The organism is Cellvibrio sp. 25HG11W-0, from assembly GCF_057815475.1.
Window position 1 is genome coordinate 1,011,138 of record NZ_CM174230.1, and the last position, 26,079, is coordinate 1,037,216.

At 48.4% G+C, this 26,079-nt stretch carries 17 protein-coding genes; 6 read left to right on the forward strand and 11 right to left on the reverse strand.

Features of this window, described 5'->3' with window-relative positions; genetic code table 11:
• Positions 1-169: 169 nt before the first annotated feature.
• Together AC0KUT_RS04275 and rlmE are read right to left on the reverse strand one after the other, a co-directional pair.
• Entirely contained in the window at positions 170-1,561 is a 1,392-nt protein-coding gene (locus AC0KUT_RS04275; protein WP_488833786.1) for a diguanylate cyclase, read from the reverse strand.
• A gap of 354 nt (positions 1,562-1,915) precedes the next feature.
• Complete coding sequence (rlmE, locus tag AC0KUT_RS04280) at positions 1,916-2,536, reverse strand: 23S rRNA (uridine(2552)-2'-O)-methyltransferase RlmE (protein WP_488833788.1); 621 nt, start codon at positions 2,534-2,536, stop codon at positions 1,916-1,918.
• 262 nt (positions 2,537-2,798) lie between these two features.
• Between rlmE and AC0KUT_RS04285 the strand changes: the two genes are divergently transcribed.
• From AC0KUT_RS04285 to AC0KUT_RS04295, 3 genes are all read left to right on the forward strand, one after another.
• Entirely contained in the window at positions 2,799-4,418 is a 1,620-nt protein-coding gene (locus tag AC0KUT_RS04285; RefSeq protein WP_488833790.1) for an NAD(P)/FAD-dependent oxidoreductase, read from the forward strand.
• 4 nt (positions 4,419-4,422) lie between these two features.
• Positions 4,423-5,163, forward strand: a complete 741-nt coding sequence (locus AC0KUT_RS04290; RefSeq protein WP_488833792.1) for a TrmH family RNA methyltransferase — start codon at positions 4,423-4,425, stop codon at positions 5,161-5,163.
• A 253-nt stretch (positions 5,164-5,416) separates the two neighbouring features.
• Complete coding sequence (locus AC0KUT_RS04295; protein WP_488833794.1) at positions 5,417-6,031, forward strand: tetratricopeptide repeat protein; 615 nt, start codon at positions 5,417-5,419, stop codon at positions 6,029-6,031.
• A 270-nt stretch (positions 6,032-6,301) separates the two neighbouring features.
• Here AC0KUT_RS04295 and AC0KUT_RS04300 read toward each other — a convergent pair whose 3' ends face one another.
• The 5 genes from AC0KUT_RS04300 to mpl form a co-directional block, all read right to left on the reverse strand.
• The gene (locus AC0KUT_RS04300; protein ID WP_488833796.1) at positions 6,302-7,099 is read right to left on the reverse strand and encodes a transglutaminase-like domain-containing protein; all 798 of its coding nucleotides are present in this window, start codon (positions 7,097-7,099) and stop codon (positions 6,302-6,304) included.
• A gap of 157 nt (positions 7,100-7,256) precedes the next feature.
• Positions 7,257-7,763 (reverse strand): hypothetical protein, encoded by a 507-nt coding sequence (locus AC0KUT_RS04305; RefSeq protein ID WP_488833797.1) that lies wholly within the window; start codon positions 7,761-7,763, stop codon positions 7,257-7,259.
• 1 nt (position 7,764) lies between these two features.
• The gene (locus AC0KUT_RS04310) at positions 7,765-8,424 is read right to left on the reverse strand and encodes a hypothetical protein (RefSeq protein ID WP_488833799.1); all 660 of its coding nucleotides are present in this window, start codon (positions 8,422-8,424) and stop codon (positions 7,765-7,767) included.
• 34 nt (positions 8,425-8,458) lie between these two features.
• Positions 8,459-9,376, reverse strand: coding sequence for a hypothetical protein (locus AC0KUT_RS04315; protein ID WP_488833801.1), 918 nt, complete (start codon positions 9,374-9,376; stop codon positions 8,459-8,461).
• Between the two features lie 275 nt (positions 9,377-9,651).
• The gene (gene mpl, locus AC0KUT_RS04320) at positions 9,652-11,046 is read right to left on the reverse strand and encodes a UDP-N-acetylmuramate:L-alanyl-gamma-D-glutamyl-meso-diaminopimelate ligase (protein WP_488833803.1); all 1,395 of its coding nucleotides are present in this window, start codon (positions 11,044-11,046) and stop codon (positions 9,652-9,654) included.
• Positions 11,047-11,166: 120 nt separating this feature from the next.
• Between mpl and AC0KUT_RS04325 the strand changes: the two genes are divergently transcribed.
• Positions 11,167-12,063 (forward strand): hypothetical protein, encoded by an 897-nt coding sequence (locus tag AC0KUT_RS04325; protein ID WP_488833805.1) that lies wholly within the window; start codon positions 11,167-11,169, stop codon positions 12,061-12,063.
• On the opposite strand, the gene olsF is transcribed toward AC0KUT_RS04325, so the two are convergent.
• Together olsF and AC0KUT_RS04335 are read right to left on the reverse strand one after the other, a co-directional pair.
• Positions 12,060-13,805 carry a bifunctional ornithine lipid synthase OlsF gene (gene olsF / locus AC0KUT_RS04330; protein ID WP_488835836.1) on the reverse strand — a complete coding sequence of 582 codons (1,746 nt, stop codon included), beginning with the start codon at positions 13,803-13,805 and terminating at the stop codon, positions 12,060-12,062. The two genes, AC0KUT_RS04325 and olsF, sit on opposite strands and share 4 nt — an antisense overlap.
• 167 nt (positions 13,806-13,972) lie before the next feature.
• Positions 13,973-15,160: a hypothetical protein gene (locus AC0KUT_RS04335; protein ID WP_488833807.1), complete on the reverse strand. Its 1,188-nt coding sequence runs from the start codon at positions 15,158-15,160 to the stop codon at positions 13,973-13,975.
• A 494-nt stretch (positions 15,161-15,654) separates the two neighbouring features.
• On the opposite strand from AC0KUT_RS04335, the gene serB reads away from it, so the two are divergent.
• Positions 15,655-16,881, forward strand: coding sequence for a phosphoserine phosphatase SerB (serB, locus tag AC0KUT_RS04340; RefSeq protein WP_488833809.1), 1,227 nt, complete (start codon positions 15,655-15,657; stop codon positions 16,879-16,881).
• 109 nt (positions 16,882-16,990) lie between these two features.
• On the opposite strand, the gene AC0KUT_RS04345 is transcribed toward serB, so the two are convergent.
• Together AC0KUT_RS04345 and AC0KUT_RS04350 are read right to left on the reverse strand one after the other, a co-directional pair.
• Positions 16,991-19,087 (reverse strand): EAL domain-containing response regulator, encoded by a 2,097-nt coding sequence (locus tag AC0KUT_RS04345; RefSeq protein WP_488833811.1) that lies wholly within the window; start codon positions 19,085-19,087, stop codon positions 16,991-16,993.
• Between the two features lie 374 nt (positions 19,088-19,461).
• Complete coding sequence (locus AC0KUT_RS04350; protein ID WP_488833813.1) at positions 19,462-21,300, reverse strand: hypothetical protein; 1,839 nt, start codon at positions 21,298-21,300, stop codon at positions 19,462-19,464.
• Positions 21,301-21,800: 500 nt separating this feature from the next.
• On the opposite strand from AC0KUT_RS04350, the gene AC0KUT_RS04355 reads away from it, so the two are divergent.
• Positions 21,801-25,982, forward strand: coding sequence for a bifunctional nitrate reductase/sulfite reductase flavoprotein subunit alpha (locus AC0KUT_RS04355; RefSeq protein ID WP_488833815.1), 4,182 nt, complete (start codon positions 21,801-21,803; stop codon positions 25,980-25,982).
• The last annotated feature ends 97 nt before the right edge of the window (positions 25,983-26,079 follow it).

Sequence of the window (26,079 nt, forward strand, 5' to 3'; positions counted from 1 at the left end):
GCGAATGTTTGCTGCAGTATTTGATGGGTGGCGCTCTTCAGTGGCATGTAATCAGGTGCTTATTAACTGTGCTCGCAGCCTAATTTTGCGCGCTCGTTCTGGCGTATTTTGTTGCTACGATATTGCGGTGCATTTAGATCATTGAGAATATAAAATTAGATGATAGCGGCTAATTTGTATGAAATAGAACCGCACGGTTTCGACCTGATTTTTTTGCGGTATACATTGCTTGGTCGGCTTTGTTTAACTCCTCATCAAACGATATATTCTCATTGGGTTCGGCTAGGCTATAGCCAATACTGACCGTAAAAGAGATGTTGTTTTCACCGTCAATGGCAATGCTCTTTTCACGCAAGCTGGCGAGCAGTCGCTCACAGATTTGTTGCGCATTATTTGCATCGCTAATAATAATAGAAAATGCAAATTCTTCGCCCCCAATTCGCCCATACACATCTTCTTGCCGAAAGAATTGCATAATGCATTCCGCGCAGCTAACTATTACCTTGTCGCCAGTGTTGTGCCCGTGAGTGTCATTGATGTCTTTGAAGTTATCTATGTCTAAAATGCCTGTTAACAAAATAGATTGGGTACGTTGGCAGCGGTTTATTTGTTTGGCAGCGTGATGGTTAAAGCTGCGTCTATTGGGTAGGTTTGTGAGTGAATCATAATACGCAAGCCGCTCTAGCTGTTGGTTGGCGAGTTGTAGTTGGTCGGTTCGCTGAGAGACGAGTTGTTCCAAATTTTCTTTTAAAAGCTTTAAGTCGCTATTTCGCTTTTCCAATTGTTCTGCATGATATATCTGCTCAGTAATGTCGCGCTGAATGGCGGCGAAATGAGTGACTTCACCATAGCGATTTGTGAGCGGCATTATATTAATGTCGAGCCAGTAGGGGTGGCCTGTTTTAGAGTAATTAAGGAGTTGTTCTCTTACGGGCTCTTTGTTTAATAGGGCCGTTCTAATTCGTTGTATTGTGTCTTGATCAGTATGCTTTCCTTGTAAAATTCTTGGTGTTTCTCCAATTACTTCTTGCGCGCTATAGCCTGTCAGTTTTTCGAATGCCGTATTCACATAAATTATTTTTGGTCCCGTAGGTGCATCTAAATCTTTGGCCTCTGTAACAATCACAATATCTTGTGTATTTTTTAATATGTTTTCGTGGGAAAATAAATTCTTACTCTCACTGATATCAGAGAACGTGGCAATAATAAAACTGTCTTCAAGTTTGTCTGCTTGATCCATATACGCATTGACTAAAAACCATGTGGCGCCCTTGCGGTTGCTGTCTATAACACCGATTATTTCATTGGAAATAGGGCTCTTAAATCGTTTGACCTTATTGACTGGATATTCGCTGTGGTGCAAAACACGATTGCCGTCATCAATAAAGTTCCACTGCGGGTCCATCATGTCTTTTCCGATGATTTGCTCATGGCTTAGGCGTAAAAGTTTAAGTGCTGTGGGGTTGGCGTAGACGATAGAGCTATCCCAGCGATGAATAACGACGCCAATGTGGGCGTTTTCAAGTAAGCTTTTTAAACTGATGCCATCAATACCATTCATGAGCCGATCATCCTATTGGCGAAATCACTAGATAGTGTACTTCTTGCAGGTGAGTGTTCTAATTTTAGTGCCAAATATATGATTGTGGTGAATAATTTCATGAGTGTTTTTTTACGTTATTATTTTTTGGATTGGCGCGTTAGCTTGCCGCTATTTATTGTAGTGCTTTGTCGTATTTTGGCATTAAAAAATTTGTGGTTATGCAACACCTCCTATATATAGGGCTTTTTAGGCGGCTTTATTTGGCCTGTTACTATTGCGTGATGTGGTCGGCAATAACATTGCCAATAAAAAAGCCCCTATGTTTCAGCGGTAACATAGGGGCTTTTTTTATCTGTCGTATTGTTGAATTCTTTAACCTCTAAAGCCTTTGCCTACGACGTAGACTTCACGCGAGCGAGCGCGCGATGATTCGGGTTTGCGGATTACCACTTTTTCAAACGAAGTGCGTACATCTTTTAGGTAGTCGTCATAACCTTCACCATGGAAAACCTTGGCAACAAAATTACCTTTAGGTTTGAGCACTTGGCGGGCCATGTCTAGCGCGAGTTCGACGAGGTACATTGAAGAGGCTTGATCGGCGGCATCGACACCGCTGATATTGGGAGCCATGTCCGAGATCACCAAATCGGCGCCGTCTGTGCCAAGCTTTTCCATGATTTGATCAAAGACACTCGCTTCGGTGAAGTCGCCTTGGATGAAATCGACTTGTTCGAGGGAGTCCATGGGCAAAATATCTGAGGCAATAACGCGCCCCTTTACGCCCACTAAGCGTCCTGCAATTTGCGACCAGCTCCCGGGCGCGGAACCCAAGTCCACGACCAGCATGCCGGGGCGAATCAATTTATCCTTATCGTTTAGCTCCAATAGTTTATAGGCGGCCCGTGCACGATAGCCGTCTATTTGGGCTTGTTTAACGAAGGGGTCGTTGACGTGTTCTTCCAACCAACGGTTGCTGCTTTTGGATCTGGCCATGGGAAATGTTCTAAATCTGAAGGTTTAGGGGCGGTAATCGTTAAAATAGCGGCTATTGTAGCCTGAAACCCGTCGTAATTCGCCCGGAATCTGGTATTGCCTATGTCTCGACTGACAGGGCGCTGCAGGCGCGCTACAATTCGCGCCTTTGAATGTAAGCGCCGCGCTCTTAATTGCCTTGGCGTTTCGGTTTGTTCATTCCGAATATCTATTTATTTTTTCTCTACTTACCTTTGCCGGAGTCACCGGCCAGGAGCGCGCCATGATTCGCATCAATGAACTACAACTTTCTTTAGATCACCCCGCAGAAGCATTGCGCAGCGCTATAGTGGCGCGGCTTAAAATTAAAGATGCTGAGCTGCACAGCATTACTGTTTTTAAGCGCAGCTATGATGCGCGCAAAAAGAATTCAGAAATTAAGTTTGTCTATATTGTCGACCTAGAGGTACAGGATGAGGCGCGTGTGCTGGCGCGATTCGCCGATGATATTCACATTCGCCCTTCACCTGATACTCAGTACTACCCTGTAGCGCAAGCGCCTGCGACCCTAACCGAGCGCCCAATCGTGATTGGCTTTGGCCCCTGTGGTTTATTTGCAGCATTAACCTTGGCGCAGATGGGTTTTAAACCCATTGTGTTGGAGCGCGGGCGCGATGTGCGCACGCGCACGAAAGATACCTGGGCGCTTTGGCGCAAAAAAGTACTCACACCAGAATCGAATGTACAGTTTGGTGAAGGTGGTGCAGGGCTGTTTTCCGATGGAAAACTTTACAGTCAAATCAAAGACCCCAAATTTTACGGGCGCAAAGTCATGCATGAATTTGTGCGCGCCGGTGCGCCAGAAGAAATCATGTATGTGAGTAAACCACACATAGGTACCTTTCGCTTAACCGGTGTGGTAGCGGCAATGCGCGAAGAAATTCGCGCGCTCGGCGGTGAGGTGCGCTTTGAGGCAAAAGTCACTGACTTTATGTTAGAGAATGAACGCATCGAAGGTGTGGTGCTAGCAGACGGTGAAGTGTTGCGCAGCCGCTATGTGGTGTTGGCGCTGGGCCACAGCGCGCGCGATACCTTTCGCATGCTGCATCGCCAAGGTGTCTTTATTGAGGCAAAACCTTTTGCGGTAGGCTTTCGCATTGAGCACCCGCAATCGATAATTGATGCGGCTCGGCTGGGTAAATACGCAGGTCACCCCGACTTGGGTGCCGCGGATTATAAGTTGGTGTATCACGCGAAAAATGGCCGCGCGGTATACAGTTTTTGTATGTGCCCCGGCGGCACAGTTGTCGCCGCCACCTCTGAACCGGAGCGCGTGGTCACGAACGGTATGAGCCAGTATTCGCGGAACGAGCGCAACGCCAATGCGGGCATAGTGGTGGGCATTAATCCCGAGCAGGATTTCCCTGGCGGCCCGCTTGCGGGTGTTGAGCTGCAAGAAAAATTAGAGTCGCATGCCTATATTCTTGGTGGCAGTGACTACTGCGCACCAGGGCAATTGGTGGGAGATTTTATTCGCGGCAAAGCCTCGCGCGAATTTGGCGAGGTGGAACCCTCCTACAAACCCGGTGTGCTCTTGGGCGATTTAGCGCCCTCATTACCCGATTATGTTATTGAAGCCATTCGCGAAGCATTGCCTGCTTTTGGCAAACAAATTCGCGGTTTTGATCGGCCCGACGCTATTCTTACCGGCATTGAGACGCGCACCTCTTCGCCTATTCGTATCACCCGCGACAACGACAACCTGCAAAGTTTGAATACGCGTGGGCTCTATCCGGCGGGTGAAGGGGCAGGCTATGCGGGCGGCATTCTCTCCGCGGGTGTAGATGGCATTAAAGTAGCGGAAGCGCTCGCCAAAGCCATGCTTGCTGACTTACAGGATTAAGCTGATGCATTTAAAAATTGATGAAATAAAAAAACTGCATCAAAAAAAATATCGCGCAGAATTCGGCCACTATTTAGTAGAGGGCGAACATTTAGTGTTAGAGCTGGAAAAGGCCGCGCAGCAAAATCTTGCGCTGCAAACCTGCGAGTTGTATGTCACTGAAGCCTATGAACACTTCGCCAGCCGCTTTAATAAGCACTTGGTAAGCGAAAAGCAAATGGCGCAAATATCCGATACAAAAACTCCGCAGGGTATTGTGGCCGTAGCGCCGCTGTTATCGCATCCGCAGAGTGCGAATAAGCTCGACGCCAAAGAGCGTGCTATCTACTTGCATGAAATTCAAGATCCTGGGAATTTAGGCACCATTTTGCGCAGCCTTGCGTGGTTCGGCAGCTTTCGCTGCCTGCTCAGCCCCGGTTCTGTTGATCCTTACAACCCTAAGGTCGTGCGTTCGAGTATGGGGGCTATTTTTCATGTGCCTATGGAATTGGATGTTTCGCTCGACGCGCTCGCAGCGCGCTACGCCACCATCGCCTGCCTTGATATGCAGGGCGAAAGCCCCAGTAGCCCCAGCTTTAATACATTCGATTGCTATGTGTTTGGAAATGAAGCACGCGGTGTGCCGCGCGAGCAACTGGTCGCGCTCAAAGCTAAACCTTTCACCATTGCTGGCAGTGGCGCTATTGAATCGCTTAACCTCGCGTCGGCGGTGAATATTTGTGTGTATGAATTGGCGCGAAATTAATACTGGAAATATTTTCTTTCTATCAATATTACTTGGCTTTTTAGAAATATCTACTGGGCTATTTTATAAATAAATACTTAGCGTTTCGCCGCGCAGAAATTATTTTTCAATCGTTCTCTTTTTTAATATTCGTAAGGAAGACAAATATGAAATTCAATGTAATTATCGTAGCAGCCATCGTATTCCTCGCAGGTTGTGCACAAGGCCACAGCAAAAAACAGCATCGGCGGAACAGAATAGTTCTCCCGCAGATTTGGTTGAAAAGGGCTACCAGTCGCTAACTCATGGCAGCCCTAAGCAAGCGATTGAATCCTTTGATGCGGCTATAACTCATTGCCAGAAGTTATACCCCAAGGGTAAAAAGCGTGTCTATGCTTCGCGCGGCGCGGCAGAAAGCTTGAGTTATATGATCACCGCTGCCGTGACAGAGCAAGATGCAATAGCGGTAGATTCCAGCTGTTCTGACGCCTTATATTTTAGAGGCTATACCGCGTTAGATTTCGGCGATATCGAATTAGCACAAGATTATATTCAGCAGGCGGTAGACATGGCACCATCTAACTCACTCTATTTATCGGAGTTGGGCCACATTCACCAGACGAAGCAACAATGGGCAGAAGCGCTCCGTATGTTTAAAAAATCTGAAGAGGCCGCTGAAAGTTTCTCGCCCGAGGGCGTAAAAAATAAAGAGTTAGCGCGCGCTAAACGCGGCGTCAGCTTTAACCTTATTGAGTTGGGTAAGTTTGATGAGGCGGAAAGTAAATTAAAAGAGTGCATAGCGCTAGATGCAAATGACAAGGGTGCGCTTAATGAGCTGCAGTATTTGCAAAAGTTGCGTCAAGAGTCTACAGATGCAAAAAATAAATAGTATGTCTATTTTTAAGTTTTCGGTTGGGATTTTTTAAAAACTATAACGGCGATTTATACCTGAGTATATTTAAAATTTTATCGGTTTTGGTCGTTGTATTACTGGTTGGTTTTGGCACTGGAAATGTGAAGGGGGTAGGTGATAGCGCTGTATCTCTAGGTGAAATAACTATGGGCACCGCCGAAAGTAGAGCTTTGAGCTAACAGCTCTTTTCGGAGGTGCCCAATAGTTAAGAAACTAAAGGCAGCAGAGAGATTGCCTGAGTGACCACTAGCGTTGACTTTCGTTTATCTGCTCTACACTCACCAGCTGTTTAACCGGTGTTACTGCGGGCCCAAACTGATTGTAAACTGCCACATCGGCTGCATCGCGGCCATAACCAATGGCGACATAGCCTCCGCGTAACTGATCGGTGGTGCCGTCGAATGTGTACCAGCGGTCGCCTATAAAAGCTTCAAACCATGCGTGTAAATCCATAGGTTCTAATGCGTGTAAATAACCCACCACTAAGCGCGCCGGAATGCTGATGCTGCGGCAGAGCGCAATGCCGAGGTGCGACAAATCTCTGCATACGCCCCATTTTCTTTCATTGACTTCGGTTGCCGATACTGGGTTAAAGCTTTGCCCAGGTTTGTATTGGATATTGGTGTGCACCCAGCGCGTAATGGCATCTACTTGGTCGTAACCTAAGGCAAAGCCTGCCGTAATAGATGAAGCCATTTGGCAAAAGCGATCTGATTCGCAGTAGCGGCTCGGCAATAAATAACTGAGTACGCCATCGGGTAAATTGTTAATTTCAACAAAAGCTGCCCCCGGTGCTCTATCGACATAATCCGCTGTGCGCACTTCTGCACAGGTATAGATTGAAAACAGTGGTGGCGTTGCAATAAGGCGTTGGCATAGGTTGCCGTATTCATCGGTGAACTCGATGGCGGGAACACTCGGTGTTAGTCTGTATTCCTCTTTTGCCACCCACTGCTGGGCGCCACTGCGAATGCGCAGCATTAAAACAAAAGGTGTTGGCACGGCTAGTTCAAAGGATATTTCACAGCTGGTTCGTAACCACATAATCGAGTATCCATTGTATTAAACGGGCTGAGGTGTGTGCCCGTGCTCTACTTATACGCTACAAGTACGAGAATACATATGAATAGATTGTGATTCTTCAGTGAATGCGGCGATCAAGGCGGGTTAAGCGCTAGCGCTTGTTTCTATGCGAGGTGATTTATAGCGGAGTAGATAAGCTGGGTTTTGCAATAACGAGCCACATAATTGTAAGAACGCTGAGCGGAATAACGGCAATCGCAATGCGTGTCACATAGGTGTGGTAGATGTACAGTGTTTTGGTGGCTTGTGCGCCGTACCCTTGGCTGTTTAGTTTAGAAAAAATTGCGGGTAGTTTTATATTGCCGTACCAAATGTCGGCAATTTCCAGTGGGATAATGGCGAGCAGGATAATCAGTAGTTTCCATTGCAGCCACGCCTGTTGAAAGCCAAATGCTAACGCCGCCATGCCCACTCCTGATGCGAGCAAACATACGAATGCGACATGCTCAACAATGAGTAGCTGAATAAAAATTTTGTAACCCAGGTGAGTCGCTGCGGTAAATTCGCCCTGATGCTTACGCAGTGCCATTAACAATATCCACGCGCCTAAGCTTGGCCCCAGCCAAAAAACCAGCGAGCCTAGGTGCAATATTTTTAGTGCAATGAACGCATCTGCAATGGACATATTATTCTGCAACTCTAAAGCGCACTGCGTGGGGGAATATTTTTAAGGTGATTGTTAGTATCCACAATGTGCTCCACACCATAGCTACGGCAGTAAAAACCTTCGCAGCATCTAAGGCTTGAATTGCGCAAGCCACACTCAGGCCCAGCCCAAAAAACCAAGCGGGAATACCCGCTATTATTAATCGGCGCGGCAATTGTGGGTTGTTTAGCAAAAGCACATTTAATATTAAACCGCCGATATTATAGAGGCCGTTGCCCAGTGTGCCCGTCAATTGCACTGCCACCTGCTCTAGGATTTGCATGGCGACTAAACTTGGGTCGACTATATGACTGTGAGGAATCACAAACGCAAAAATCATCTCCGCACTCAAGTCCGGCACTATGCCTAAACCGACCAACAGAATACCCAACAAGCGCCATTCACTTCTAGGAATATAAGGCAGTAGCATCACGCAAAAGGTAAGCAACCCCAAAGCCGCCAGCATCCAATTTATCCAGCCAAGTTGCCACAAAGTTAAATTGTTTTGAATAAACGCAACCCGTTCCGCCGCCGTGTTTCCTGCACCTACTATACCCTCGGGCATTAGAAATGCCATTTGGAAGCAGGCAAGGGTGAGGGTGATAACAATCAGAATTCCTAGGTATTTTGAAGTAATCATAAACGTATTCTGTTGGGCGCAGGGAGCAGGTTTTTTATTTGGTGATTTCATCATGCTTAGCTATATCGGCTAACCTTGTGGTGAATTTTAGATGTTCAGTATCGCAAATTAATCCTGTAATTTTCTGCAGTTCAAGGGCTTCCTCTATTTCTATGCGATATAGCCGTAAAGTTAGGTCTGTTTTTGTTTCTTCTGAAAGTTTTTCAATGGCATCAATTAGTAATTCAAATGTTGTCTTTATTGTAAGTAGATGTTTTCTATTGTAGTGCTCTGGTGTTTGAGGTTTTGTGTTTTCATTTCCCAGCAATTCTCTTATCTTTGCTTGTGCAGGCTTAAATTTCTCAGTATTACCGGGGAGGTATTTGTTCTTAAATAAATCATATATATCCTTTAGGGTTTTTAAATGGCTAGTTGTATATCCGTTAGGTTCTCCATCTATTGTTAGTGCAATCGCGCCATGTCGATGCAGATATTTTAATTGTTCGGGAAGGTCCGCTTGAAATAAATTCCGTGTCATGAATAGGGTCTTTTCTATTATTTCTTCCAGTTGTTTTATTTTTTGTTCGCTTTTAAATAACTGAAGTTGCTGTTTGTTGGATTTTTTTTGAAAAATTAGAGATGTTAAAAGTATAACTATTGTTATAAACCCAAAAATTGGATTAAGCGTACCTCCCAAAAAATCCCCAAGTTGTCCAAGTCGTTCGGGCGCCATGTAGGTATAAGAAATGGCATCGGTAAAATTAGCTAGTGCAAAGTTGATGAGGCTGAATAGCCCTAAAATCACCAATAAACTAATCACGCTATAGCTAATGGCTTTCAACAAAAAGCAGGGTTTTTTATATCGTTCGCTAAACCATGATTTTGTTGTTTGAATACGATTTTTTTTTGATTGTTCAGTCATTGTTGGTATTCCTTTTATATATTCTTTTATGGCACAGCTGTTCATTCCCATGAGAATTTCCCGAACATCGCAAGGTGCTAGGGGAAATTGGGCAGGACGCCCAATTTAGTCTTGATGGGACAGGGACGTCCCATCAAGACGACCCGTAGGCACCTGAGAAGCGCAGGATCAGAAATTCGCGGGTCGCCTTTCTTTTGCTTACTTTTCTTTCGGCGAAGCAAAGAAAAGTAAGGCCCGCGGCAGGCGTTCCAATCTTAAAATTTAAGATGCAGCCCTACGTTGTAAATAGCTGGTGGGCATCGCTGCTTTCCACCTTTCCTACAAAATCACAATGCCTGCTTCTTCAGCTTCTCAATCAACCTCTGATGCACACCTCCAAACCCACCATTACTCATAATCACAATATGCGTATTCGATTCGCAAATAGAAATTGCGCAGTGAATTAGTTCGTCTAGGTCGCGCAGTAGTTTTGCGGGTACGGGGCTTTTGTTGACGACTTCATCCATTGCCCAGTCGCTGTTGGCGGGTTGGTACCAGAGCACGTCGTCGGCGTCGGTGACGCTTTTGTTGAGGGCGTCTTTATGTACGCCCATGCGCATGGTGTTAGAGCGCGGCTCTATGATAGCGATAATTTTTTCGCTGCCAACTTTTGCGCGCAAACCTGCGAGGGTGGTTTTGATGGCGGTGGGGTGGTGGGCGAAGTCGTCGTAGACTTTTATGCTGTGTACGTCGGCTAGGCATTCCATGCGGCGTTTTACACCGGCGAATTGTTCGAGTGCTTTGGCTGCGTGCTCTGGCGCTACGCCCACATGGCGCGCGGCGATCATGGCCGCGAGGCCGTTGTTGACGCTGTGAATGCCGGTTTGATCCCAGCGCACCTGCGCGACCTCTTCGCCTTGGTGAAAAACGGAGAATTCTGAACCGTCGGCGCTAATTAATGTGGCTTGCCATTCGGGTGTGGTTTTGTCTTCGCTATTTACCGCGAATTGTTGTTGCGGTGTCCAGCAGCCTTTGGCGATTACTTCGGCGAGTGCTTGATCATTGCTGGGCGCAATGATTAGGCCATTGCCCGGCACAGTGCGCACCAGATGATGAAATTGTTTTTGAATCGCGGCGAGGTCGGGAAAGATGTCGGCGTGATCAAATTCGAGATTATTTAAAATCACGGTGCGCGCGTTGTAGTGAACAAATTTGGAGCGCTTGTCAAAAAAAGCACTGTCGTATTCGTCGGCTTCTACGACGAAAAAAGGTGTGCCGCCTAGGCGTGCAGAGGTGGGAAAGTTTTTAGTGACGCCGCCAATTAAATAACCTGGCTCCATGCCTGCGTATTCCAAAATCCAGGCGAGCATGGACGATGTGGTGGTTTTACCGTGAGTGCCTGCAACGGCGAGCACCCATTTGCCTTGCAATACGTGATCGCGCAGCCACTGAGGGCCGGAGGTGTAGGCGATACCTTGGTTGAGTACGTATTCGACACTGGGGTTGCCGCGACTCATGGCATTGCCAATGATGACGAGATCGGGCGCGGTTGCCATGTGCGGTGCTTGTAAATACACTGGGTCGAAGCCTTGAATGAGTTCTATGCCTGCTTGTTCCAGCTGGGTGCTCATTGGTGGATAAACATTGGCGTCGCTGCCGGTAACGCGGTGACCGAGTTGTTTGGCAAGTTGTGCGAGGCTGCCCATAAAGGTGCCGCAGATGCCGAGAATATGGATATGCATTGTTAGCTCAATAAGTGATCGGTTGGTCGGGGGAGATGATTGTAGCGATTAACCTATACTTTACTGAAGATTGCAACAGCCGCTCGGCCAACAATTGCATTGATGATTTGGAGTCTTGCGATGGTAAGGATATATGTTCTGTTATTGGGGCTTTTTTGTTTGGTGTCTATTGGTTCGTTTGCCGAGCCTTTGATGCTCCGTGTACCAAAACCTCAGTTGGACTCGGAGGTTGCAAAAAACTATTATTTGCAACTTTTGCGTTTGGCGCTGGTAGCTGGTGGTGCGGGTAAGCAGTTGCCTGAAATTCGTGAGACCACACCCATGGAACAGGATCGAGCGACCTTGGAATTACGTCGTCACAAATTAGTTGATGTGTACTGGATGGGAATAGATATAGCGCGTGAGCGCAATTTAAAGATAATTCCTATTCCTCTCGATCGCGGCTTGCTGGGCTTTCGCGAGTTGATTATTCGCAAAGATAAATTATCGGTATTTAATAAAATAGAAACAGCCGAGGATTTAAAAAAATTAGTGGCATGTCAGGGCTTGGGTTGGCCTGATGTTGAGATTTTGCGTGCCAGTGATTTTAGTGTTAAGGAGTCTAGCGGTTTTGAGGGATTGTATCGGCAGTTGGTCGCTGGCCGATGTGATTATTTTCCGCGTGGCCTTTTCGAGGCTTTTCCTGAGATGGAGCAGAGGAGGGTGCGTTACCCTAGTTTGCAAATATATGAGCGCGTGTTAATCCATTATCCATTTGCCGTTTATTTTTTTGTTGGCCCAGACAACGAAGACTTAGCCAAATGGATTACAAGTGGCTTGGAAAATATGATCGATACCGGTGAGTTTCAGCAGTTTATGCAAAGTCACTCGTTAATGCGTCATGTGTTCCCACTGCAGGAAAAGGTTAGGCCCGCATTGATTTTTGATATTCCTAACCCTTTCTTGCCGGAAACTATAGACGTTAATAACTCGCGTTATTGGATTCAACGCGAGGAAATATTAGAGCTAGAAGATTAAGTGTTTAGGTAGCGTGCTCGTTTTGCTGCTTTCATGTAGGTTAAGTCTGCCATAAATAATCCATCGACACAGTTACCAAATTCCGAATCCACACTGAAGGCGAGCAGTTTGTAGCCGCCGTCCTCGTAGAGTGCTGCATACTGTTTGAACAGAACGGGAATTTTGCAGTCGAGTTTATTGAACTCTTCTTGCAGTATGGCGAAGCCTTGCTCACGATCGAGCTTGGCGAAGCGGTGTTGCAGTTCGATTAAATCATCCTCATTGATGTGATGAGCATGCCTGCCTTCTGCCAGTGTGTCGGCGCTGGCGGTGTCTATTTTTTTGTAGAAGCGTTCATAATAAAACACTAATAAGTCGCGCAGCGATTTTGGATATTGCGCACTCATGCTGACGGGGCCAAATACGTAGCGCACTTCTGGGTGATGATTTAAATAAGCGCCCAAACCCTGCCATAAGTAATCGAGGCTGGCTTTGCCCCAGTAGTCTGGGTGGACAAAGCTGCGGCCTAATTCTAAACCTTCTTTTAAATAGGGGCTGAGTGACGGTTGGAAGTCAAACAGCTCTGAGGTGTAGAGCGCGCGCTCGCCTTTTTTCTCGACGATTTTGTGAGCTTCACCCATACGGTAGGCGCCTGCGATACAGAGCTTGTCTTCGTCCCAAAGCACAAGGTGGCGATAGTAGTGATCATATTTGTCTAGGTCGCGGCGGCTGCCAGTGCCTTCGCCAACAAGGCGAAAGGTTTGTTCGCGCAGGCGGCCAATTTCGCGCAGTACGCAAGGGTGCTGGTCGTAGTCGCACATATAGATGCGGTGATTGTCGCGGGTGTTGCCGATGAGTTGAGCGGTGGCTAATTCTTTTTTGAGCGCGGCACGGTCTTCTGGGTGCGCAATGGTTTTCTCAGTAATAAAAACGGCTGTGCGTTTCTTTTTTAAAAAGCTGGTTTTGCCAATTTTATAAACGTGTTTCTTGAGGCGCTTAATCAAGGCTTTGTCGGCGAGCTTGTTGGTTTCGAGCGCGTGGTGTGGGATGACTTCACCCACGCGAAATTTTATTTCTGCCGAGTGTTTGTTAAACATTTCATGGGCGAGCAGTGCGGTCGCCAAGGGTTTAAAAATCATCGACGCGCTGTAGAACAGCATGGAGTTTTTTGCCGATACAAAAATGGGCAGCAGGGGCGATTTAGTTTTACGTGCAAAGTGTAAGAAGCCTGCGGCCCACTTTCCATCTTTGATGCCGGTTGGGCTGGCGCGGGATACTTCGCCCGCTGGGAATACTATGACGGCTTCGTCGTTATTGAGTGCGCTGATAATGTTTTTGTAACTTTGCTTGTAGGCGCCGCGAGTAAAGTTGTCGAGGGGCAAGAGTAGATCGTGCAGCGGCTCGAATGCCATGAGCATGTCATTGGCGATGATTTTTACATCTTTGCGCACTTCGCTAACGAGGCGCAGTAGGGCGAGGCCATCGAGCGAGCCTATGGGGTGGTTGGCGATAATTACCACGCGCCCATGAGCGGGAATATTGTTGCGTTCGCGCTGGGAGATGCTGTAGCTGAAATTAAAGTATTCGAAAATTCGCTCAATAAAATCTATGCCGCGATTGCCCTGATGCTCGCGTAGAAATGCGTTGATTTCTGTCTCGCGTGTGAGCTTGCGCAAAATGCTCAAAGTCGAGTTGCGAATGATGGGTGCTTGGTTGGTGAAACCAGGAAATTTGTCGGTAATAGATTGTTCGATATTGAGCATGATAGTCATAACCTGCGAGGTGGTTTCCTGCAAGGTTATGACTGATCGATGACAAAACGGTGATGCTGCTGTGACGGAATCATGATAAAGCGGTTACAGATTTGTGTCAGCCACGGGGCGCAGCGGTTGCCGCTGTAGTTCGTAATGCTGTTGGTTGTGTCGTTTGGTTAAGAATTCGTTGCGTTATTACTTGAACTGTTGATTGGGTTGTTGTTACTGATAGCAATCGGGTTGAGCTGATCTTGCTGCTTGTGCAGTAAATCGCTGTAGGGGGCTTTGAAGCTGAGCAGTTTACCGCTGTCGATGTCGATATCCAGATGCTCTAGCAATTCCGGTTCAAGCAGGCGTTGGCTAATTAAAATTTCACCTTTACTGGGCTTGAGTTGGTTGTTGTGCTGAATAATGAAGTCGCGCAGGAGTGATTTCGTTGGGCTCATAGGTGCGGAGAGCTCATGCACACTGCAAGCAAAACTTAAGCGTGGGCTGGGATTGCTGGCGGCTATGTTGCTGATGAGCTGGGCCGCGCAGCTGGCGCGAAAACTACAATCGTGAAAACTATCGCTGGTAAAGTCGATGAGCAGTGTGTCGTCGGCGAGCATTTGGCGCTGACCGTTATAGAGCGTGAGCACACCTTGTAGTTGGCCTTCAAAACGGCGCAACAGCGCAGCAAAACCATCGCTGTTGAGCTGTTGATAGAGCTTGGCAATATTGGTGATTTGCAAGCTTAAGCGCACGGCCACCAAAGTGGGGGCAGTAGGGGTTGGCTCGGGTGCTTCAGCAATATTGGGGAGCTTGTCCACCACGGCAGTGACCAAGGCTTCGGCGCTGGGTATTTTTTCTTTGAGTTGGCTCCACCACTGGCGATGGATAGACCAGCCAATTAACACTATGGAACCTAGCACGGCGGCGAGCCAAATGAGCAGCGCACTCTGGTCGCGGCTGTCAAAGCGCGCGACTTCTAAGGTTACGCCTAAGTAGCCAGCAACATTATTGTGCAGCGCAATGGGGGCGGAGAAACTGTAGCGCTGGCCTACGATAGCGCGATTGGGGTTAAAGCCGCTCTGTACTAAGAGCTGATTTTCAATGTTGTGGATGGTGGCACCGACCACGCTAGGGTAAAGCTCAACTTCTTTTAGTATTGCCTGCAGGCTCACCAGATCTTGTTGTAGGGTTGCATCCACTGCTTGGCGAGCGGCGCTGCTCGCCAAGACTTTGCCGTAGGCATTTACACTTTCATGTTGGCGCTGGACGCTACTTTGTAAATAGAGCCAGCAGCCCAGTATGCCGAGGAGGAGCAGTAACAGGCTGCAAAAAATAAGCTGTGAATGTTTGCGGTAGATTGTCATTAGTGCCATGAGTGCAGTTCCGTGCTCGCTCGAGCGGTGTTTTTGAATAATGCCCCCTATCCTAGGCGGCGAGTGGCGACTTTGTATTGGCATTTACCAATGGCGAGTGCGTGAGGTTGTTGTTTTGGTGTTTTGGCGCTTCAGTGTTTGAATTTGGTAATGTTTCAGTGTTTGTATGAGCGCTTCACGTTTTGTCGCTAAGAGTCGCATTCTAGCGTAAGTCGCGACACAGTTCTAAGTGATCTAGCAGGTTTTGCACAGATTTAGCCCTTAATTGTTTGGCGTGATGCTGGATGGTCGCTAATACATCGGAAAATATACACAACAGTTTAGCTGTTGTTGGCGCTGCCCCGAGGTTTTTATTCGCACAGGCAGCTGCAGCCCTTGGGTGAATTCCGTTAGAATGCGCGCTCTATTTTATGGGTGCGGCACTTAAGCTTCACGCTTCTGCGGTACCCATCCATCACACAGCTCAACAGCAAAGATCAAACAAGAGAGGCACGGTGAAAGAGATTCTATTGATCAATGTATCGGGGCAAGACAAACCTGGTGTCACCCTCGCTATTACCAGTGCGCTGGCGCAGTGGGATGCGCAGATTCTCGATATTGGTCAGGCGGTGATTCACGATACCTTGGCGCTGGGTATTTTGGTGGAGTTGACCTTGGAAGCGGCGGCGCACAGCGCGTTGCGCGCCACTATCAATACCGCTGCGGCAGAGCAGGGTGTGCAGGTGAATTTTCACAGTATCGCCCCTGAAGATTATGCGCAATGGGTTGAGCAGCAGGGTAAAACTCGCCACATTATTACGCTTTTAGCGCGCCATATTAGCGCAGTTCATTTGCAGGAATTGACGGCGATTATTACTCGGCATGGATTGAATATAGATACAGTCAATCGTCTTTCTGGGCGAGTTTCATTGGAGCAAATGGTGGCTGCCGAAGGTGGTGGTAGTGCCTGTGTTGAATTTTCTGTGCGCGGTATGCCCGCTGACTTACAAGCGCTGCGTGCGGACTTTATGGAGCTGTCGGGCCGCTTGAATATAGATGTTGCCTTTCAGCGCGATACTGTTTACCGCCGCAACCGTCGGTTGGTGTGCTTCGATATGGACTCCACCTTGATCGAGGCAGAAGTGATTGATGAGCTGGCCAAGGCGGCGGGTGTAGGTGAGCAGGTAGCGGAAATTACCGAGGCGGCTATGCGTGGCGAGTTGGATTTTACGCAGAGTTTTGCGCGTCGAATGGCACTATTGAAAGGTTTAGATGAATCGGTATTAGCGGGTATTGCGGCCCAGCTGCGCATTACTGAAGGCGCGGAAAAATTAATTTCTTCACTTAAAAAGCTGGGTTACAAAACGGCGATTTTGTCCGGCGGCTTTAATTATTTTGGCCATTATCTACAGGCCAAACTCGGCATAGATTATGTTTATGCCAATGAGCTGGATATTGTGGATGGCAAGGTAACCGGCGAAGTCAAAGGCATAGTGGTAGATGGCAAGCGCAAAGCAGAATTGCTGACGATGCTCGCGCAGCAGGAAGGCATAGCGCTCGAGCAGGTTATTGCGGTGGGCGATGGCGCCAACGACTTGCCTATGCTGAGTGTTGCGGGCCTCGGCGTTGCGTTTCGTGCGAAGCCCTTGGTAAAAGCCTCGGCGGAACATGCCATTTCTAATTTGGGGTTAGATGCGATCTTGTATTTGCTGGGCTTTAGAGAGCGCGATAAGTTGCTGTAAGGCCAGCGCATTGCACTGAATTTTATCGTGCTCGCTATCTCACTATAAAAAACCGGAGTAAAAAGCTCCGGTTTTTTTATGGCAAAGATTCGCTAATTGAGTTGGCTGATTAGGTTTCTAAATTAAAATCAAAATTCATGTCGGTAGCGGGTTCTTGCAAATAGTGTCCTTGAATATAATGGGCACCTGCTTGCCAGAGCGTGGACAATACACTGGCATTTTCTACAAAGGGCACCAGTGTAATTTTGTTTTCACTGTTGAGCTGTTCAATCATGTTAATCAGTGTTTCGGGGCTTTCGTTGTTGGACTGTATGTCTTTGGTGAAAGAGCCGTCGATTTTAATCATGCTGGCGCGCACGTGTTGCAGTGCGTTGAAAGGATTGAGCGCGCAGCCAAAGTTGCTGATGGAGAAGTTGGTTTTAATTTTCTCGAGGCCTTCAGCAAAGGCTTTGGTGGCGTTGAGGTGGTTGGTAACATCAATTTCTTGCGCTTGAAAAATAATCGCATCGGTGGGGAGTTTGGCTGCTTTAAAAGCGACACCAAGCCAGGGCACAAGGGTTTCATCGCACAGTGATTGGCGGCTGATGTTGACAATGAGTTTGGTTTTATTGCCCTTGGCGCGGTGCTCAGAGAGCATTTTAATAGACTCTAAAATAACCCAGCGATCAATTTTATTGCAGGCGCCAATAATGGCAGCAGCCTCTAAAAATTGCTGCGGCACAATAACTTGCCCCTGCTCATCGCGCATGCGCAGATAAATCTCATAATACTCTTCATCGGAGCCGCGCAGGCTGATGATCGGTTGAAACAGCAGGTGGAAGCGGTTGTTATCCAGCGCCTGTTGTACGGCCGCGACTGTATCAACTTTAAGCACTTTTTTGGATACTTCTGGTTCAAAGAGTGCTGCATCATTCCCCTGTTCTGCGCGTACTCTCTCCATGCCTGTGCGCGCTTGCTCTAGAACAGTATTGGCATTGGTGGAGTTTTCGTTGATAAGCGACAAACCAATACTGCAGGTTATTTGCAGGGTTTTGTTATCGATGTCGATAATATGAACTTCAATGTCTTTGCACAGCTGCTTGGCGCGCTGAATGGCGATGTCAGCCTTGATGTGAGGGACAATGAGTGCAAAGGTGGTATCGCCTAAGCGCGCGATGGTGTCGCTGGTGTTGGCCTTGGCGCGCAGCAGTGCAGCAACGTCGCCAAGGGCCATGTCAGCGCCCGCTACGCCAAAGGTGTTCTTAACGCGTTCATCAAAGTGATCTAGCTCAATATAGAACAGGCAATAGGTTTGCTTTTCATCGGCCTCGTTAACAACACGCTCTAATTCATTCAGCAAATATTGGCGGTTGTAAACGCCGGTAACCAAATCTTGCCATTTGATTTGTTTGAGCTGAGCTTCCAGTTCTTCATTTTGAACCTGTGCTACAGCCGCTTGCGACGCGCGCACTAAGAACTGCAGGCAAGGTTCTTCGTCGTAGGTGACCATGGATACTTCAAGGCTGATGTGTGTTTCATCGCCAGTTTGGGTAATGCCTTTGAAGGCAAAGGTTTTTGCGCCTGCCTCGTCGCCCTTAAAGGTGAAGTCTTTAAGGAAACTTTTGAGGCGCGCCTGATCTGCCGCAACCACCATGTCCATAATCGGCATGGCTTCAATATCATCTCTGTCTGCGTAGGCAAAGAGTTCGGCAAAGGAATCATTGGCATAAAGGTAGAGGCCATCTTGCACATAGGCTATGGCATCGCGCGAGCTGTCGAGTAACTGTTGGCTGCGGCGCTCAGCTTCGCGAAAGCGGCGATCGGCAGTGCGACGCGCTTGGCGGTGCTCGCGGTTGGTGAGTTCGCGCTCTATGACGAGTAACAAATGTTGGTCATCGTCGAGATCTATAACATCAACCGCACCGAGCTTCATGCCCTCAATCGTGGCGGAGGGGTTTTCATCGTCATTGAGGAGAACGACGGGTACGTCTTTATTGAGCCTGCGAATTTGTTTGAGCGCATTGGCGGGAGTGAGATTGGTGGTGGTGTCATTGGCAATGAGCAGGTCCCAAATTTGTTCTTCGAGGAGTTTTACCAAAATCTCTTCATTTTCAACATGTTGGGCGCGGCATGGGCGATTAGACGCGTGCAACATACTGATCAAGCGCTCTACTTCGGAGCGCGAATTGTTAAGAATCAAAAGTCTAAAGGTGTCATTGCTAGTCATAGATTTACTTCTTGTGTGATCGTTATAGCGTTCGATCATAGGTATGAATGTAAAACTGGCGGTTAGTTATATCAGCGAGGTGAGTCGTCTGTTGAATATAGCCTGATTTCGCCGCTCAAGGAGTCAATTTGCCATAGTGTGTTGTTATATCTATGAGGCTTTGGTGCTGGCCCTGTCCGTTTGAGTGGAAAATAACACCTTGTGTCGACCAATACTTGCGTCATGCCAAATTGTTTGGGCTTCTCGCAGAAAAGCTATATTACTGGATTTGTGCATTGGCTCAACTTAATGGCTGATTTATGCGAAGTAGTCGTCGCTTTTGGCGCTAAGGCGTTGGTTTCTTTGCTGATTTTTTACCGTGATTCGCTGCAATCCTATTCCCATACTGAATTGAAATCGTCTTTTGCACTCGCGCTGGCTGCCTTTGTGTCGAGTAGCTGGCGATAGCCAAATTGGCTTAGCGCGCCTGTAGCAAATATTCGGCGAGTTAATTGAATAGTGTGATCACCGGCGTGACTCACATTTTCTTGCGGGCGGTAATAGACCCGTGCCTTGTTGTATTCATGAAATGAAATGGCATTGGTAATGACACTGGGCGGCTGATTGATAGCGCGTAGTTCGGGAATTTGCAGCGCACGTAAGTATTCTGAATAACCCCCTGTTTTGTGGATTATGGCTATGCCAATAGGAATAGCCGTGGGGGCGAGAACCTGGATGCCTAATTGGGTAGCTCCTTTAATTTGATGCACCCAGCGCACTACGCCAATTGCCCACTTGTTACGGCCATATTCGCGCAGCCCTAACACTTCGCCCGCTTTGACTTGCGCTGGAATCTCATCGCGCCACTCAACGCCGTACCCACCGGGGCTGCGGTCGAGAAGTGGCACCTTGAAAATAGGGTGTTGACCCGTATAGGTGGCTTTTTCTGCAGTACCAATGCGCTTTTCTATATTAAAGCTGGGCAGTGAATTACCTAGCAATAGTGTATCCGTCATTTCAAATGAGTCATCCCAAGGGCTGTCTTCTTTGAGGGTCGCCTTTGGGTTTTCTTTGAGTTTGGCATTGTGCTTTTTAAAAATATCTTTTTCGCTGTTGGGCGCAAGGGCATTGGCTTGGTTTAAAAATAAATTAAAGGGTTGCTGTTCGGCGAGGTGAAAATGAATATTGGTGAGGCCAACGGTGATCTCGATTTCTGCATTCACATCTATCCGTTCGAAGCTGCGCAGGGCGATGTGATTCCACGCGGCTGTTAAGTGCTGATTGAGTGCCGGAGTCAAGCCAAAGGTATTGTTGTTTTCGACGTCTTCCTCTTTGGGGGTGCTATTTACCAGCTGGGCCACCAACCGATTGGTGCGCAACTCAAATATAAGGCCTTCATTGGCGCTAATAAGTTCGGGGGTGAGGTGTGACTTATAAAAAGGAGGGCGTTGGCTGCTAGGCAATACGACAAAAAGATTCTCTTTGCCATCGGGCGTGTAAGTTTCTAGCTCTGCTAAGGGTGCCAGCTGATCAAGGGCTTTATAGCTGGCATCGACTTCTTCTTGGCGCATTTGATTGGGGCGCGCCGTGGCGAGTAAGAGCGTTCGCAAGTAGACAGTGTGGATACTGTGGGCTGTATGCTGAGAGTCTAAGGGCTCGGCAATGTGCTCATGCTCCAATTGTAAGCCGCAAGCAAGCTGGTACAGGCTGTGAATTTCGCACCAAATTTGGCCATTGATGGGAATGTACAATTGATAACTGCGCAGCACTAACATGCCTAGCGCCCAAAGTGAGCGCTGAATGGCCAGAGCTTGTTGTTGGGCAGTCTCCTTTTTGGCTGCGGTGCATAAGTCGCGCACGCTAACTAAATAGGCGTTAAGTAAATGCTTTTGAATTGCTTGGGCAATCGTGGCCGTTTTGAGTGCGGCTTGGGGCAGGATTAAAGGCTGATTTAAATAGAAGCGCGATAGCCCTTCAAGGCACTGATGTATAGGTGTGCGCAATCTTTCTAAGATGGCGAGGCGATTTTCTGGGCTGGTTTTTAAGCGGCCAATGTCAGGAAGTGCGCTATAAAAAATGCCGCTGATTTGCTGTACTTGGGTTAAGGGTAGGTTTTGTAGCCAGCGCTGTACCTGGGCGTCGCGGCTACCGCCGCAAAAGCTCAAAGTTGCCAAATCTTGCTCGGGCATTACGAGTTTATTAATTAACGCTAAAAGCCTGGGTTCCAGTGCCATTAGGGATAACCACCGTCTGACGTTGATTGGTTATAAATAGTCGATTGAATATGTTCTGTTTAATATAGACGATCTTGGCTGGGTTTGGCTTAAATGTACATATCATCAAATTACAGGCATTTTTCTGGCCAAGTATTGGGTGTGTAGTGGGTGATTATTGCATTAATATGGTGCAAATTTCTTCTTGTTAGTGAAAGTAAGTGGCTATGAGCTTAAGTTGTTTTGCTTGTTGATTGTGCTGTGGTGTGCACGCTAGGTGTAAAAATGCCTTATTTTGATGCATTTATCTTTTTGTATTTCATCTTGGTATGGAAGGTAGAGTAATTGTAAGTGCTTGCTTAGTTTATTTTTTAATTAAATATTCTTTTTAAATCAGATGTTTGCCTGCAGTTCTCTAATTCCTTAGTGTGTTTTTAGGCTTTTTAAGCGGGATTAGCGGGTGCTGCTATTGGCTGGCACAGGCCTTGCTAAACCTCCTCTATCGAGGAGTTATTAAGCCCATGTCTGATTCTGTAGTAAGTGCTTCCCCCAAAACCGTTAAAAGTGTCTGCCCCTACTGCGGGGTTGGCTGTGGTCTTTTATTAGAAACCGACGGCCAGCGCGTTATAAAGGTGGCGGGCGATAAAACCCATCCCACCAATTTTGGTCGCTTGTGTACCAAGGGCCAGACGAGTGCTCAAGCACTGACCAATTCAGGCCGCATGGAGTCTGCATTCGTGCGCCGCGAGCGTCAGCGCGACCCTATCAAAACCTCCATGGCAGAGGCGATTAGCGCCACCGCTCAGCGCCTGCGCGCCATTGTGGATGAGCACGGCCCAGATGCGCTTGCATTTTATGTGTCGGGGCAAATGTCGATTGAATCCCAATACCTAATTAACAAACTCGCCAAGGGCTTTGTGGGCACTAACAACATAGAGTCTAACTCGCGCCTTTGTATGGCTAGTGCTGGTGCAGGTTATAAGCTGTCGCTCGGTTCAGACGCGCCGCCGGGTTCTTACGACGATTTTGATCACGCCGATTTGTTCTTGGTGATAGGCGCCAACATGGCGGACTGTCACCCCATTTTGTATCTGCGCATGATGGACCGCGTGAAAGCCGGTGCAAAACTCATTGTGGTAGACCCGCGTCGCAGCCTTACGGCAGATAAAGCCAGCTTATACTTACCCATCAAAGCCGGTACCGATTTAGCGCTGCTCAATGGGCTGCTGTATTTGTTGTTGCAAAATAATAAGGTCGATGCTGAATTCGTGGCTCAATACACCCAAGGCTGGGAGGCTATGCCCGCGTTCTTGGCGGACTACACGCCAGAAAAGGTCAGCGCCATAACGGGCTTGAGCGAAGATGACATCATTCAAACTGCCGAACTGATCGCCGCCGCCCCTGACTTTATGACCTGCTGGACCATGGGGCTCAACCAAAGTACTCACGGCACCTGGAATACCAATGCCATCTGTAATCTTCACTTGGCGACGGGCAAAATTTGTCGCATTGGCAGTGGCCCTTTTTCCTTAACGGGTCAACCCAATGCTATGGGCGGACGCGAAATGGGCTATATGGGCCCCGGCTTGCCTGGGCAGCGCAGTTTGTTGGTAGAGGCGGATCGCCACTTTATTGAAGCCATGTGGGATATAGCCCCAGGTAGCATCAGTACCAAGGTGGGTAAAGGTACTGTGGATATGTTTGAGCGCATGGCCGCGGGCGATATCAAAGCTTGCTGGATTATTTGCACCAATCCTGTCGCCAGTGTGCCCAATCGCAAAACCGTGATTGAGGGCTTGCAAAAAGCCGAGTTGGTGATTGCGCAAGATGCCTTCCTCGATACCGAAACCAATCGCTACGCCGACATTCTATTGCCTGGCGCACTCTGGGCCGAAGCAGAGGGCGTGATGATTAACTCCGAGCGCAACTTAACGCTCATGCAAGAGGCCGTAAGCCCGCCGGGCGAAGCCATGGCCGACTGGGAAATTATTGCGCGGGTCGCACAGGCGATGGGCTTTACCCAAGGCTTTAATTTCACCACTGCCGCGGAAGTGTTCGAAGAAATTAAGCGCAGCTACAACGCGCAAACGGGTTATGACTTGCGCGGGATTGACTATGAAGCGCTGCGCGCTCAGCCGATGCAATGGCCCTGTGCTGATGCGCAACAGCCGCGCAACCCCATTCGCTATTTGAATCAAGGTGTGCATCAGTTGTTAAAGGTAACTGATGATAATTCGCAACCAAAATACCTGTTCGCCACCCCCTCGGGTCGCGCGGTATTTCACCCTCGCCCCCATGTGGCCCCCGCAGAAATGCCCTGTGCCGATTACCCTATGTTGCTCAATACTGGGCGCTTGCAGCACCAATGGCACACGCTCACTAAAACCGGAAAAATCCCCACGCTCAATAAACTCAACCCGGGCACCTTTGTAGAAATTAACCCGCAGGACGCTGCCGAGTTGGGTGTTAAAAATAAAGACAAAATTGAAATTCGCTCGCGCCGCGGCTATGCCATCTTGCCAGCCTTGGTCACTGATCGTGTGCAGCCAGGCAATTGTTTTGCGCCGATTCATTGGAATGATGTCTATGGTGACAATCTCTGTATCAATGCCGTCACCAGCGACAAGGTGGATGCGATTTCTCAGCAGCCAGAATTAAAAATTGCCGCTGTCATCTTGAAACGCGTTGAAGTGTTTGCGGAAGATTCTGTTGCCAGCAGCACTAATACCAGCACTGTGTTGCAGCCTGCACTTACAGCGTCAGCAACCAACTTAGCATTTGCCCCCGTGGCTGAAGATATCGCCTTAGGTTTGATGGCGAATTTTGCCGATAAACTCGGCCTAAGCGCGACAGCGGCGCCAGACTTTACTCCGGCAGAGCGCAATTATTTAGGTGGTTACATTGCCGGAATGCAGGCCACGGCTAATGCGATGCAAGCTGTGCCCACACTGCCCTTGGATGCGCCCATAGCGCGCGAACATTGTCTTTGGGTTAATGGATTACTCGCGGGCATGTTTAGCCGCGTATTACCTATGGGGGTGAGCGCCGTTGCGCAAGCCTCAACCGCCTTGCCGCTCACGCTATTGTGGGCATCGCAAACCGGTAATGCCGAAGCACTGGCAGAAAAATTCGCCGCGCAATTAACGGCGCATAATTGGGCTGTAAACCTGCAGGCCATGAATGACCTAACACCCGAACAACTTAAGGCTGGGCAGCCTGTTATTTTTATCACCAGCACCTTTGGTGATGGCGATGCTCCCGATACCGGCGGTGATTTCTGGTCGCTGTTAAACGATGAGGCGGCCCCGCGTTTGGACGGCCTAGAGTTTGCTCTCCTAGCTTTGGGTGACTCTAACTACGATCAGTTTTGTGGTCACGGTAAAAAGTTGTTTGCCCGCTTACAGGCCTTGGGTGCTAAAGCCTTCATTGAGCGTGTGGATTGCGATGCCGACTTTGACGCGCCCGCCGCCGCTTGGTTTGCTAAGCTAAGCGAAAGTCTCGCTGCGCTGCAACCCGCAGCCGCTACTGGGTTATCTATGTCATCGACCAATACTGTTAGCAGTGCTCAATCTGCCGAAAGCTACACTAAAACCAATCCCTATGGCTCACGTTTGGTGATCAACCAGCGGTTAAATGCTGTTACCTCTAAAAAAGACATTCGCCAATTCGGGTTTGATTTGGGCGATTCAGGTATCCATTACGAGGCGGGCGATGCGCTCGGCGTTTGGCCGAAAAACTGCCCCGACTATGTGTTTGAATTAGAGCAGGCGCTCAAACTCAATGCCGATGCACCTGTGGTAGTGGACACCCACGAGAAATCGCTCCATAGCGCCTTAATCGAAAGCTATGAAATTTGCCGCCCGAACCTAGAGGCATTGAACTTCATAGCTGAGCGCTCGGGCAGCAAAGAATTACAAACCCTGCTCGACGCCGATCACAAAAAAGAACTGCAGGATTGGCTCTACGGTCGCCAGCTGGTCGACATACTGCAAGAGTTTCCGGTGCGCGCCAGCCTCGACGAATTTATGCCGTTGCTAAAACGACTACAGCCGCGCCTCTACTCCATCGCCTCCAGCTCAAAAGCATTCGAGCAGCAAATTCACCTCACCGTATCGGCGGTGCGCTACGAGCGTTTCCATCAGGGTATAAAGCACCGCAAAGGCGTCACCTCTACCTACTTGGCCGATCGCGCCGAGGGCGAAAGCGTTCCCATTTTTGTGCAGCCAAGCAAACACTTTCACGTGCCCGATAACGGCGCTGTGCCCATGATCATGGTTGGCCCTGGCACTGGGGTTGCTCCCTTTCGCGGCTTCCTGCAGGAGCGCCAAGCGCGTGGCGATAGCGGCAAAAACTGGCTGTTCTTTGGCGAGCAACACGCCGCTAGCGACTACTACTACCAAGATGAGCTTGAGCAGTTCCAAAAAGATGGCCTGCTCACCGAATTAAGCCTCGCCTTCTCGCGCGATCAAGCGCAAAAAATCTACGTGCAAGACCGCATGCGCGAGCAGGGCGCACAAATTTGGCAATGGCTGGAAGAGGGTGCTAACTTTTATGTGTGTGGCGACGCCAGCCGCATGGCCAAAGACGTAGACCAAACCCTGCGGGACATCATTCAAACCTACGGTAAGTTCGACGAGCCAGAAACTGTCAACTACATGCGCAAGCTCAATATGGACAAACGCTACCTGCGCGATGTCTACTAACTAACCGCTCGCTGTTCAAACCCCTAAGGCGCTTCGGCGCCTTTTTTGTGGCAGCTGTTTTTACGTTGAACAGTAGCGTAAGCAAGTGCATGAATTG

Bases quoted from the DNA above. Each gene is read 5' to 3' on its own strand.
- AC0KUT_RS04275 (WP_488833786.1), bottom strand. From the start codon at position 1,561: ATGAATGGTATTGATGGCATCAGTTTAAAAAGCTTACTTGAAAACGCC.
- rlmE (WP_488833788.1), bottom strand. From the start codon at position 2,536: ATGGCCAGATCCAAAAGCAGCAACCGTTGGTTGGAAGAACACGTCAAC.
- AC0KUT_RS04285 (WP_488833790.1), top strand. From the start codon at position 2,799: ATGATTCGCATCAATGAACTACAACTTTCTTTAGATCACCCCGCAGAA.
- AC0KUT_RS04290 (WP_488833792.1), top strand. From the start codon at position 4,423: ATGCATTTAAAAATTGATGAAATAAAAAAACTGCATCAAAAAAAATAT.
- AC0KUT_RS04300 (WP_488833796.1), bottom strand. From the start codon at position 7,099: ATGTGGTTACGAACCAGCTGTGAAATATCCTTTGAACTAGCCGTGCCA.
- AC0KUT_RS04305 (WP_488833797.1), bottom strand. From the start codon at position 7,763: ATGTCCATTGCAGATGCGTTCATTGCACTAAAAATATTGCACCTAGGC.
- AC0KUT_RS04310 (WP_488833799.1), bottom strand. From the start codon at position 8,424: ATGATTACTTCAAAATACCTAGGAATTCTGATTGTTATCACCCTCACC.
- AC0KUT_RS04315 (WP_488833801.1), bottom strand. From the start codon at position 9,376: ATGGGAATGAACAGCTGTGCCATAAAAGAATATATAAAAGGAATACCA.
- mpl (WP_488833803.1), bottom strand. From the start codon at position 11,046: ATGCATATCCATATTCTCGGCATCTGCGGCACCTTTATGGGCAGCCTC.
- AC0KUT_RS04325 (WP_488833805.1), top strand. From the start codon at position 11,167: ATGGTAAGGATATATGTTCTGTTATTGGGGCTTTTTTGTTTGGTGTCT.
- olsF (WP_488835836.1), bottom strand. From the start codon at position 13,805: ATGCTCAATATCGAACAATCTATTACCGACAAATTTCCTGGTTTCACC.
- AC0KUT_RS04335 (WP_488833807.1), bottom strand. From the start codon at position 15,160: ATGGCACTAATGACAATCTACCGCAAACATTCACAGCTTATTTTTTGC.
- AC0KUT_RS04345 (WP_488833811.1), bottom strand. From the start codon at position 19,087: ATGACTAGCAATGACACCTTTAGACTTTTGATTCTTAACAATTCGCGC.
- AC0KUT_RS04350 (WP_488833813.1), bottom strand. From the start codon at position 21,300: ATGGCACTGGAACCCAGGCTTTTAGCGTTAATTAATAAACTCGTAATG.
- AC0KUT_RS04355 (WP_488833815.1), top strand. From the start codon at position 21,801: ATGTCTGATTCTGTAGTAAGTGCTTCCCCCAAAACCGTTAAAAGTGTC.